The sequence below is a fragment of the Pseudomonas sp. F220 genome, assembly GCF_057813935.1.
Genome location: NZ_JBVASJ010000068.1, coordinates 1 through 12,191, shown reverse-complemented (window position 1 = coordinate 12,191; position 12,191 = coordinate 1). Strand labels below are relative to the sequence as shown.

Genomic DNA, 12,191 nt, shown 5'->3' with positions numbered 1-12,191 from the left:
GTGCGCCACAGCAGAAACTGTCATGGTGGTTTACCTCGGTTGAATCAGAAAGGGAGTTGTGCAGGGCAGCAGGCCGGCGAATCATCACTGCAGCGTGGCGCAGCGATAGCGGGTTTGACCGTCTTTTTCGTCTCCTTCGTGCCACCTGCCGATGAGAAACTGGTTAGCCGGGCAATTGAACTGGGAGTCGGTTTCTTCCACCTTGCTGCTCCAGTCGTGGGGCGTGACGGTCAGGTCTCTGCCGGCACTGGTTGCCGTTGCGCACTCGTATTTGGTATCACCATTCTCGTCTTCCTTGTGTTCGCGGCCGGTCATGATCGTATTGGCGGGGCAGACGTAATACTTTCCTTCCCAAATATCTTTGTCTATTCGGCCGGATTCACTCAAAGGCTCGGACCACACCTTGTCTTTTACGGTTACGACCGCACCGGACTGATTGGCCGTGGCGCATTCGTGTCGGGTTTTACCTTCCTCGTCACCGTGGTGTTGGCGTCCGGTCATGATGGTGTTTCCCGCGCAACTGAAATTGGATTCGTGTTCTTTCTGGTAGTCGGACCACGATCGATTGATGTCAGTCGCTATGGGCGGCAAGGCGGGCGTATTAACGGCAGCCGAGGCCACCAGTTTGATGCAGGACAGTTTGTCGCGAACCTCAGCACCCGTTTTTTCGTACTTGTCTTCCAGCATAAGGCCGGGGCCGATGATGGTGTTTTTGTTGTACGTCAGTAAATAAGTGATTTCGATGCCTGCGTTTGATCCGTTTCCGCCGACTGTCGTTGATTTTTTGGTGGTTTTCAGCTTGAGCCAGAAGTTACGGGTGTCCAGGTCCGGTTCATCTTCTTCATTGCGTTGGATCAGGGCAGTTGGTGAAGCAGTGCTGTCGCTGCACCAATAATCATCGCTGATAAAAATTTTCATTGCGGATGGGAGCTGGACGAACTCAATGGAACGTGTTCTGAATGTTTCAGGGCATTTTGAACCTAGCGACTTTAGTTCGTGCTGGTATGTTAAACCGCTGCCTTCGGCAGGGACGTCCAACGAGCAGGTGGCATTATCTTTATCGCGAAGAATTATCTGGGCGCTATTGGCAGGCGGCGATGTAGAGGCCATCGCTACACCGGGAAGCGTCAAACCAAACAGAATGGCGAAACCGTAAACGGAAAGTGGAGTGCCGATCATTTTTATATGTCCAATGTCAGGTAGGGGGTCGCAGGTTCAATAGAGCGTTGCGCACTGGTATTTAGTCATTCCTTTTTGATGTTCATCGCCCCAGTGGCCTCGGCCAGTCATCACCATGCCCGAAGGGCAAGTATATGAACTGTCCGTTTCAGTAAACTCAGCTGACCATACGCGGTTACCCACTTGCATGTCGTCGCCCCAGGCATCCTTGACTGTTCCGCAGTAATACCACGTCGGACCGCGTTCATCGTCCCAGTGGCCACGGCCGGTCATGACTCCGTTTCCAATGCACTGAAATTCATACTTTTCGTGTTCGTGAGCATATCGCTTTTCGTGTGTTCCACTTGTATTGACAGTTAACGGTCCATGCTGATCGAGGCTGGCACACTTATGTCGGGTGGGGTCTTGTTCATCACCGTCGTGTTCACGCCCAACCATGACTTTGTTGGCGTCGCAATTGATAGGGCCTTCGGATTCATTATCATCAGGGTAAGTAAATGTCTTGCTTTCTTTTTTTGATTTTGACCAACTGGCGTCTGGTTTTACAGTGGTGGCTGCTTTAGTTTCTGCACCGATCGCATGACTGCCGCTGAACAACAGGGCCATGGCAAGTACCACGGTTGAAAGCTGGCAGTTGTTAAGTGTCGATAGTGTGCGTATTGATAAATGATTCATGATGGTCTCCTCAGGTGAGCATCGCTGTGAAGCGAACAGGTTCGAGAGGAAGGTAAACATAAATGCTCATGTTGCCTACCTAGCAGAACTGCTAGGTCCGGTGCCGGTGAAAAGGAAAAGCCATACAGCATAGTCGCCTGTTTGACGATCACAACCTAGTAGTTCTGATAGTAGTCATCGCTGTGGAAGGGCGGTTATATAGCTCACGGTTTAACAGTGTCATGACAACTAACCGGGTTTATGGTTATGGCCATTTCGGTGTGAATTCAGCATTCAGCAAGAGCCCATTATGTCGAGAGAATCAGTAGGCGCATTCATTGTATGGCTGCAACAGAAGCCCCAGACCATGGGGTGGGATGCCATTCTGGCGTACGATCAACATAAAACCAATGTACTGTTGTTGCAGGAGTATTTTCAGCGATTTGACAATGGTCAGTATTTCGAGCCACTCGAGTTTCTTGTTGAATATTCATCGAGTCATTGGGAGTATTTATATGACTATGTTCTCGATGCGCCACGGTTGTCGTTCGAAACGGCGTCCATATCGGAATCCGAAGCGACCCTGACCATGAGAGTTGTCGGGGGGACGCAGCTCACCATCAGGCAGGATGCGGGAGAACGAGTCAAAACCGTATCGCGGGTGCGCTTGGCGGATGCGCTGAATGGTCCTTTGTTGCGCATGGGCATTCAGCTGGGGAAGTCGGCAGGTTCAATGGATGAAGTCGGCCGCGTGACGCTGGACCTTTCACAAGGGGCAAGATTGTATGTGACTGTCGGCGACAGCATGCATGAGGATCTGATCGCGGGTGAAAAGTTTCAGAAGCTATTCGATGCGTGGCCCGACGAAAAGAAAGTATTTGAATTGAACACCCTGGCGCGCGATCCGAGCGAGCGGCTCCAGCCCGACAGGTTTTATATCCGAACCCATGCGGCGCCGGGCGGGAACGACTTCGCGGCGTCCAATTTCGGGGAAGGCGAGGTGCTGTTGTTTGTGACAATGAAGCAAGGGGTTGACGGCACGCTTCCAGCGTCGGATGCCGGGATGCACTATTTGATCCCGCAGGGGAGTGCCGATGACTCTCTGTCGGCGACGATCCTGTTGGGCAACCATTTCTTGCTCGGAAAAATCGTCGCCGAAGGGTTTCACCTTATTAATCAAGGGCCGGTCGGGGTGACTGCAGAAGGTCTGGAAGGGGAGCATATCAAGTCATTGACGCCAAATGGAGGTACCTACACGGCGGTCGTGGCTCCTCAAACCGGCGTACCCGGTATCAATCGTTTGGAGTTGCCGTCCGGGTTCAACTTGCCGTTCACTGGAGAAAACTGCGAGTTCAGCGCGAAAATAAACAAGGACATACTGTCGTTACACTGGGAAGGGAAACAGGCGACGCGACTCACTGTCGTGCCCAATGGTAGTCAGGCGGTCAATGGTTCGGTGACAGTGAAATGGCGCTGGCAGCAAGACTTCAAGTTCACCACGGCGGCGGACGGCGAGTTATCGCTGACGCCGACGCCGGAAAATCTGAAACTATGCAAAGTGTCACCCGGCGACTTTATCGGCAAGGGGCCGGTCGAGCCACACCTTGGGCCGATCATAGCGCGCGTCGAGTCGTTACTCACGGCGCAGCTGCAGAGTGCTTTCGAGCTCTTCACCACGACCGTTCCGCAGATCAATGCCTTCCGGCTCAATGGTCTGTTATTCCGTACGCAGAACGCGGTTGTGCCGACGTCCGGATACTTTACCGGTGATCTGGCGCTGCTGGGCAAGCTTGCACCGAGCCTGAGCCATTTCGTGATTGACCCGATCGAGCCGGTCATAGGGTCCCAAGGAACGATTCAGTTCCAGACCCAACCTCCCGCTCCCGAGTTGGTCTGGAGTGTAGCGAACTTGCCAGACGAGACCGGAGACCCTGGCACTGTCGATAACGATGGATATTACGTTGCGCCGGTTGTCGCCAACATGACGGGTTACCAGAAGCGCGTGCTGGTGAAGGCTGTGGCGGAAAACGGCAACAGCAGCACGGCGTTGGTGAGTATTGTCCAGCGAGACATTGGCATCGATCCGCTGGTTTTCGTGGTGACCGCAAGAGATGAAGGAGAGGGTGCGGCAGGCCACCCAATGTCTGCCGCGGCCCTCGACGGGGTACCGCTGCGCTGGAGTCTGAAGGCGGGATCGACCGCAGAGCTCAGAGATGAACTTGAACCGACGCCGGGGATCAACAATCAAAAACGCTTCATACCACCTCTTTTCCAGGGCGATGTCCCCATTACGCTCGAAGAAATTGAGGTGTCCCGCGTATCCGGCGGTCGGGTACAAAAGTCGATCGCGGTCGTGGTACACCAATCCTCCAACTATTTTTTCAGAACAGAAACAGTCACCCAGTCGTTGCTGTTGAAGTTTTTATACTTGAACAAGGAAGGTAACGAAGTTCAGGTCCCGCTCCATCAAACCAAATTCACAAAACTGTATGGCGAGGGTTCGTTTTCGCATGACGGTCGTTATGACCCCCCCGCCAATCCAGCCTCGAGATTTGCGGTCTTGATGGCTGAGAGGGAGGATGATGAAGAGTGGAAGTTTGCCTATCTGATTGTGCCGTTACCGATCGTGAATGTGCAGGATCCAATACGACTGCAAAACGATGAAGATAAATAATTCTATATTAAAATTTGCCGCCTGATATCCGATGCCGGGCTCCTGATTAATTTCTGAAGCCCGTCTCTCATCTTTTTGATTATTCGACCCGCTGTGCGCAGGAGGTGTCGTCGCGCTTGTTATACACGAGGGCTAGTCCTCAGCGTATAGAAGTACACGCCACAAGTGCCAGGGGATATATAGGCCCCATGCTTTAAAAGTGAGGTTCAAGGGCTGTATATGTCCCATCGGCGCCGCCCAGAACCTATCAGTTCTGCTAGTAGGCAGTACTTCGAGTAAGGGGTAAAAAACACCCATGGTTTAACGGAGTTGATAAAAATGAAACCCTTGGATAAGCAAGTTTTCGCCGTGCTGGATACAGATTGGCCCGCGCCAGATATTCCCGGTCTGGTGAACGGCAATACGGTGGACCTGGAGGCGTTGGGCAGCGGCAACCTGGAAACTTTTATCAAATATGTCGGAATTGCCCTTGGTGATGCGATCTATCCAAACTGGCGCGGCTGTAGCGCAGGGGGGGATGTCCATGACATGGCCGACTCGCGGATCGATGTCACGGAGGACGGCGGATACACCGAAGAAACCGGCATGCCGGTGGATATTCCCAATGCACTGTTGGTGGCTGTGGATCAGGGTGTTGCTTTTTACTCATACCGTGTCTGGCCACAGGGCGATCCGGACAACGAGGGGCCTGAGTCCTCCAGGCGTTTTCTCTATGTCGGCCGGCGCCCAGACGCAAAAGCGGCGTTACCGGTCGTGCAGATCGAGGAGTCCCATGATCTGCACCTGGATCCGCTCACGCTCGGGCCGACAGTGACGGCGTTGATTGCACCGTATCAGGCGATGCGCGAGGGCGACAAGGTCACGTTCAAGTTTGAAGGGTACGAGGAAGGGGGCGATCACGATGATGATTGGGAAGCTACGAAAACCTTGGGCAAAAACGATATTGGACGACCGCTGATCGTTGATATTCCCCGTAGCCAGTTTGATTTTATCGAACGCGGTCATGCGCTGCTCAGCTACACCGTGAAGTATGCCGACCTCACAATCAGTGGGTCTTCCTCGGTGCAGAAGTTGCGAATCGTTGCGCCAGCCACGCCGCTGCAACCGCTCATTCATATCGAAAACCTGGTGGGCGACACCCTTGATCCGGTGCAATTCCCTGCCGGAATCACGCTGCAAGTGGCGCCTTATGAGGACGTCCGTATCGGCGATTGCGTATTACTGTATTGGTTGACCTCCGGCCTTGATACCTGCGTTTTTCAGGCCTTGTTGCTCGATCAATCCAATATCGAGAGCGGCGTCCTGTTGTTTTGGCTCCCTCCGGAGGTGCTGCAAAAAAGTATCGGGGAAGACGTCCGGGTGTTCTACCAGTATGCCCGGGAAGGGATGGCCCAGAGCTCGCAAGTGCTGAGCCTGAAGGTGCGTGAACCACTGGACCTGAAAGCGCCGTCGGTCGAGGGCGCAACCTCCGAGGGGATGTCTGGTGACAACAAAGCCTATTTAGCCGCCACGCTCACGACGCCAAACGGTGCATTCGTCACCCTTCCGTCGTCGCTTGTGATTGGCGCGGGTGATCGGGTGGAGGTGCGTTGGGAGGGGCATCCAGAGGGTGGTCGGCATATTGCTACCCGCCCATACGATGCCGCGAACCCTCGCCGCTTCCAGGTGCCGAGCAGCGCTATTGCCGCGAATATGGAAGCGAGCGAAAGCGGTGAAGCCAAGCGCTTTGCGGTGTTCTACCGGTTTACACCTTCCGGTGGTGTACATATGGATTCGGAGTCCTTACAGCTGCGGATTTTACCTTTGTCGCAAAGCAGCTATCCAACCGTTCAATGCAACCAGTTGAAGGGCAATAGACTTTCATTGGCAGATGTGCCTGAAACGGGGGCGGACCTTAAGCTTGATAAATGGCCATTTATTGCGTCGGGGTTGTTGCTGACGATTCGCGTCAGTGGTCTCGACAGTTCAAGCAGGCCGATCTTCGTTCTAGTGCGTGATAGAAGACCTGTCACTGCCCAAGAAGCCCTAAACGGAATCGCCCAGCAAAAGTTGTCGAAGAACTTCTTGCGTCAGTTGAAGTTGAATTCCAACTTCAATCTGACCGCAACGGTCAGCTTTGATGGGGGCGAGTCATTTGTCAGTTTTCCTGCGCTGGACGGTCTTCAGTTGATCGCGTGAGGGGAAAGTTTGTTGATGTAAAAAGGCGCAACCGGACCGTGTGTCGGCTGGGTCTATTGGTTCATTAATTTTCGAGGCGACAATCATGGCACAAGAAACGTTAGCGCAATTCATTACCTGGCTGGAAGAGAAGCCCCGAACCTTTGGGTGGGATGCCATTCTGGCCTATGATCAAAACAAGACAAATATGCTGTTGATACAAGAGTATATCCAGCGGTTTAGCAGCGAGTTTTATTTTGAGCGTATTACTTTTGATACAGAGTTCGGCGCAGGCACCAACTGGGAATATATTTATGACTATATTCTCGATGCGCCGCGACTGTCGTTCGAAACATCGTCCATATCCGCCTCTGAAGCAACCCTTACAATGCATATTGTGGGAGGGGTACAACTTTCCGTGAATAAGAGCGTGGGTGAAAGGATCAGGTGGGTTTCACGGGTGCGATTGGCGGATGCTGTGAATGGTCCTTTGTTGCGCATGAATATTCAGTTGCGAGATAAGCCAGGCACGGTGAATACCGTCGGCCGCGTGACGCTGGACCTTTCAAAAGGGACAAGGTTGTATGTGACTGTCGGCGACAGTATGGAGGAGGATCTGATTGCGGGTGAAAAGTTTCAGAAGCTATTCGATGCGTGGCCCGACGAAAAGAAAGTTTTTGAATTGAACACCCTGGCGAGTGATCCGAGCGAGCTGCTGCAACCCGATAAGTTTTACATCCGAACCCATCCGGCGCCGGGCGGGAACGACCTTGCGGCGCCCAATTTCGGGGAAGGCGAGGTGCTGTTGTTCGTGACGATGAAGGGAGGGGAAGACGGTACTATTCCAGCTTCGGATCCCGGGATGCATTATTTGATCCCACAGGGCAGTGCCAATGATCCGTTGTCGGCGACGATCCTGTTGGGCAACCATTTCCTGCTCGAGAAAATTGTCGCCCAAGGGTTTCACCTTGTTAATCAAGGGCCGGTCGGGGTGACTGCAGAAGGTCTGGATGGGGAACATATCAAGTCATTGACGCCAGAGGGAGGTGCCTACACGACCGTCGTGCCCTCTCAAACCGACGTACCCAATATCAGTCGTTTGGATTTGCCGTCGGGGTTCAACTTGCCGTTCACTGGAAACGACTGCGAGTTCAAGGCGGAAATAAAGCAGGACATACTGTCGTTACGCTGGGAAGGAAAACAGGCGACGCGACTCACTGTAGAGCCCAATGGTAACCAGGCGGTCAATGGTTCGGTGACGGTGAAATGGCGTTGGCAGCAAAGCTTCAAGTTCACCACGGCGGCAGACGGCGAATTGTCGCTGGCGCCGGTGCCGGCTTCGGACAATCTGAAAATAGGCAAAGTGTCCCCCGACGACTTTATCGGCAAGGGACCGGTCGAGCCGCACATTGGGCCGATTATCGAGCGTATCGAGTCGTTACTCACGGCACAGCTGCAGGCTTGCTTCGACCTCTTCACCACTACGGTTCCACAGATCAATGCCTTCCGGCTCAATGGTCTGTTATTCCGTACGCAGAACGCGGTTGTGCCGACGTCCGGACACTTTACCGGTGATCTGGCGCTGGTGGGTAAGCTTGCACCGAGTCTGACCCATTTCGTCATTGACCCGATCGAACCGTCCATTGGGCCGGATGGCGTCATTCCGTTTGGCACCCAGCCCTCAGCTACCGGGTTGGTCTGGAGTGTAGCGAATTTGCCGGGCGAGACGGGCAACCCTGGAACTATTGATAAAGCCAGTGGACGTTACGTCGCACCAAGCGATGCCAACATTACGGGTTACCAGAAGCGCGTGCTGGTGAAGGCTGTTGCGGGCAACGGCAACAGCAGCACGGCGTTGGTGAGTATTGTCAAACGAGACATTGGCATCGATCCGCTGGTTTTTGTGGTAACCGCAAGATCTGTGGGGGATCAAGTATCGGGCCACAAAATGTCCGCTGCCGTTCTGGATAAGGCAACGCTTAAGTGGGAGCTGGCTGCCGGGTCGACCGCGCAGCTCAGAGATGAACATGAACCGACGCCAGGGATCGAGAATCAAAAACGCTTCATACCACCTCTTTTTGATGGTACTGCCGATACACCGATTACGCTCGAAGAGATCGCGGTGTCCCGCCTATCTGGCGGTCTGGTACAAAAGTCGATCGCGGTCGTGGTTCATCAGACATCCACCTACTTCCTCAGAACTACGGCCAACGCCGATAACCGTTCACTGTCGGTGAGGTTGTGCTTTCTGGACAAGCGCGGGGAGGAGAAGGAGGTCCCGCTCAATGAAACCATTTTCACGAAGTTATACGGTGACGGCATGGTTTCGGAGGAAGGCCTTTATGTACTGCCGGACGCTCCAACCGACAGGTTCGCTGTGCTGATGGCCGAAAGACCGGACGACGATACGTGGAAGTATGGTTTTCTGATCGTGCCCAACCCCATCGTGGACGTACAGGAATTCACACGCCTGCTGAGCGGCGAGGAGACAGCGCCATGCCTTTGAATAATTCTGCACATTCAACAATGGCCGGTCATTCCAAAGCCGAACTATTGGAGAGACTCAAGCAGGGCAACATTACCCAGGGCTGGGGGGCGATCGTGGCCTTCGACCGCGCGCGGATCAACCAGATATTGCAAAAGCAGTACCTGGCCAACTTTAACGATTTGAGTTTTTTGGTGCCTTTCAACCGCAGCTTTTTTACCGATGCGAATGAACTCGAGGAAATCCAGCTGGATCAGATGATTCTGGGTGAGCCTCGCTTGTCGTTCGAGTCCGCTTCGCTGGGGGACTCCCAGGTGACCCTGACGATGAACATTGTCAGTGGTGGTTATACCTCAACCAGCCATGTGCCGGCACGCCCCCCCTTGGTGCGGGAGAGTTTCAATATCCGGGAAGACATGGGGTATCAGGTTCGAATGACGGTCGACCTGGCGGTGGTGCAGGGTGCGGTGGACGAACGAGGCAGGGTCTCGCTCGACGTGTCCACGGGCCGTGACATTTCTTGTGACCTGGGCTCCAGTGAGTATTCCCAGCGTCGCATCGGCGATGAAATCAAGCGCTATTTGGAGGGGCATCCAGCCTATCGCAAGGTCTTCGTGCTGGGGATGGTCGATTACAACGATTACAGCCCACTGGCACCCCGTTCATTCCAGCTACGCACACAAGCCGCCCCCGGCGGTGTGGATATTCAGTCAGCGAACTACGGTCAAGGCGCTCTGGTGGTTTTCATACAACTGACCTCCAACCCTGAGGAAGGGACGCTGCCCGTCAACGATCTCTCATTTCCATACTTGATCCCCAATGATCTGGAGAATGGACAGGCCAGGTACTCGGCAAGCGTGGTGGTGGAGAAGCGGCTCATCCCGTTTGCCGATGCGGATGAACTGAATGTGCTCAAACACCTGTTGTTTCTGGGGGGGTATACCTTTCCTGAGAGCGAGGATCGCTATACACCGCATGATTTGGTGGAGTTCGGCAATATTTCGCTGACGTCAGACGCAAAGATCGTGGAGCCAGGGGGGGTCGCGCTGAAAGGCGGCCAGGAGACCCGATTCAAGGTCGTCAGCGGTACGGGTGGTGCTCCAGCGCCGACCCGTTGGAGTGTCAGCAGCCTTGATAGCCCGCTGTCGGTCGGCTTCATGGCGGCAAACGGTACCTATAGGCCTCTGGCCCCGGCATTGATGGGGCGCAACCAGCAAGTATCAGTGGTGACCGCCCATTACGCCGACGGCCAAGGCGAGCAAAGCTACTCCGCGCGGGTGGTGGAGTACTACCAAAGCCTTGCGGTCGCTCCGCGTATTTGCACCTGGGGCGTCGGGATGGCACCTGTCAATCTGAAGGCTTCGAGCCTGGGAGACAACCCACTGGACTGGAAGCTGGTAGGCGATCCGCAGGGCGAGTTGACGGTCATTGATAGTCATAATGCAGTTTTCAGCCCTCTGCACCAGACAGGTCAACCCGTACGGATTCAGACCATCGAAGTGACAGACCGGGTCACGGGTGAGTCTACGCGGGCGGCGGTGATCATTATCGTGGCGCCGCAAAATCTCAGGATCCTGCCGTATCACGTGCCCACCGTCACTGCATCGAGCACGATCCAATTCAACGTGGCAAACCTGGATGACCCGAATAAGGCGAGTTGGGAGGTCTATGGCGAAGGCCGTATTTCGCAGAGCGGGGTGTTCACGCCGCCTTCCCGGAGCGAGACACCAGTGAGTGTCGTACTCGGTGAAACCAGCGATGACTCTTGGGGTTATGCCATCGTGCAGTTGATCGAGCGTCAACAAGATGCGCCGCGATGGAAAGAGTTGGAGGGGTTCGCAATCGAAGCCCTGGATGGGAACCAGTGCTACACCAACGGCATGCAGCAGATTCCGCTGCGGATCACAATCGACACCAAATCGGTCGACGTTGACGGGCATAGCGTCGACATTCCCTTGAGTGACGTCGAGCTGTCGACCTTGAAACTTGTCGATAGGGTTAGCGGGGCAGAGGTGCCTTTTATTGATGCGCACCAGGAAGGTATCGAGGGCAACGAGCTGCCTTGGGGAGTGAATGTGCTGCGCAACCGCTTCAAGCTCCATTCCTCGGGCGCCGTCAAGGAGTATGAGCCGGTCCCATCCCCAGTGTTCAAGAACAGCCGGGAACGGTATAGGGAGGTGTATGTGCAGTCTACCTATGAAGGCACCCGTGAATTTTATGCCCAGTTCCAGGCCGACGATAACACGGTGTGGAGTTCTATCAAGGAGAGCTGGCCAAACAGTACTATTCAATTGCGAGGGGTCGTACCACCAACGCCGAAGCGGAGTGTTGGGCCCGATGGGCACTATGATTTCACTCGACAGCGCGCTTTCAATGGGGTGGGCGAGGAATTGCCCGACGATCCATTCTCTTATTTGCTGGACTCCATCGACTATTGGCAATTTGGCTATCAACGTCAGGGACTATACCCCGTTGGAATGTCGACGCTGAAGGTTCTGGGTAACGCCACGACCTTGCAATATGAATCGGAACAGCTGGAAGAATTGTTCGGCAGCTATACCGGCTATGGTTTTTATCCAAAACCCTTCGGTCGAAACGATAACCCTCCCGCCGGGTTGGTTTTCGATGCTTATTTCAAGGCCCTATGTCTCGCCAAAGGATATAAGGGGCCCTCGTCTTCTTTTGTGGAGCAGTATCGACCCTCCCCGGGCCAGCTTATCGTTAGCTTGCATCGGGTCGCGGACATGCCCTTCTGGGATGACAGTATGGCGGCGGACCCCCTCATGCGTTTTCGCGAGCGGTTGGACGGGCCTGTACGGTTTGAGCTGCGTGACGAAGAAGGCAACCGCCACCGGTTCGATGTGAGTTTTGACATTCCGTCGAGCGAAGACAGCCGCAATAGGCTAGTTCTGAATTTTCAATAATGAGGATGATTGCTCCTGATGGGGGTGCTGAAAAGCGCCCTCGCGGGAATGTTCGCCTGCATGTTTCTATGACCCATTTGAGGGTGAAGACGCTATGACTGCTTCGACTGTTGTTCAT

6 protein-coding genes are annotated in these 12,191 nt (G+C 54.3%); 4 read left to right on the top strand and 2 right to left on the bottom strand.

All coding sequences use genetic code 11. The features are described from left to right. Positions 1-84 precede the first annotated feature (84 nt). Together ACZYSM_RS28430 and ACZYSM_RS28425 are read right to left on the bottom strand one after the other, a co-directional pair. Positions 85-1,179: a hypothetical protein gene (locus ACZYSM_RS28430; protein ID WP_489076899.1), complete on the bottom strand. Its 1,095-nt coding sequence runs from the start codon at positions 1,177-1,179 to the stop codon at positions 85-87. A 36-nt stretch (positions 1,180-1,215) separates the two neighbouring features. Beyond that, the gene (locus ACZYSM_RS28425) at positions 1,216-1,854 is read right to left on the bottom strand and encodes a hypothetical protein (RefSeq protein ID WP_489076897.1); all 639 of its coding nucleotides are present in this window, start codon (positions 1,852-1,854) and stop codon (positions 1,216-1,218) included. A 289-nt stretch (positions 1,855-2,143) separates the two neighbouring features. Between ACZYSM_RS28425 and ACZYSM_RS28420 the strand changes: the two genes are divergently transcribed. The 4 genes from ACZYSM_RS28420 (at position 2,144) to ACZYSM_RS28405 (ending at position 12,073) form a co-directional block, all read left to right on the top strand. Next, positions 2,144-4,507 (top strand): hypothetical protein, encoded by a 2,364-nt coding sequence (locus ACZYSM_RS28420; RefSeq protein WP_489076895.1) that lies wholly within the window; start codon positions 2,144-2,146, stop codon positions 4,505-4,507. A 318-nt stretch (positions 4,508-4,825) separates the two neighbouring features. Continuing rightward, positions 4,826-6,685 (top strand): hypothetical protein, encoded by a 1,860-nt coding sequence (locus ACZYSM_RS28415; RefSeq protein ID WP_489076893.1) that lies wholly within the window; start codon positions 4,826-4,828, stop codon positions 6,683-6,685. Positions 6,686-6,770: 85 nt separating this feature from the next. Continuing rightward, positions 6,771-9,170: a hypothetical protein gene (locus ACZYSM_RS28410; protein WP_489076891.1), complete on the top strand. Its 2,400-nt coding sequence runs from the start codon at positions 6,771-6,773 to the stop codon at positions 9,168-9,170. Next, positions 9,161-12,073 (top strand): hypothetical protein, encoded by a 2,913-nt coding sequence (locus ACZYSM_RS28405; RefSeq protein ID WP_489076889.1) that lies wholly within the window; start codon positions 9,161-9,163, stop codon positions 12,071-12,073. Before ACZYSM_RS28410 ends, ACZYSM_RS28405 begins: the two co-directional genes overlap by 10 nt. Positions 12,074-12,191 lie beyond the last annotated feature (118 nt).

Excerpts from the sequence above, each read along its gene's own strand:
- ACZYSM_RS28430 (WP_489076899.1), bottom strand. The coding sequence starts at position 1,179 with ATGATCGGCACTCCACTTTCCGTTTACGGTTTCGCCATTCTGTTTGGT.
- ACZYSM_RS28425 (WP_489076897.1), bottom strand. The coding sequence starts at position 1,854 with ATGAATCATTTATCAATACGCACACTATCGACACTTAACAACTGCCAG.
- ACZYSM_RS28420 (WP_489076895.1), top strand. The coding sequence starts at position 2,144 with ATGTCGAGAGAATCAGTAGGCGCATTCATTGTATGGCTGCAACAGAAG.
- ACZYSM_RS28415 (WP_489076893.1), top strand. The coding sequence starts at position 4,826 with ATGAAACCCTTGGATAAGCAAGTTTTCGCCGTGCTGGATACAGATTGG.
- ACZYSM_RS28410 (WP_489076891.1), top strand. The coding sequence starts at position 6,771 with ATGGCACAAGAAACGTTAGCGCAATTCATTACCTGGCTGGAAGAGAAG.
- ACZYSM_RS28405 (WP_489076889.1), top strand. The coding sequence starts at position 9,161 with ATGCCTTTGAATAATTCTGCACATTCAACAATGGCCGGTCATTCCAAA.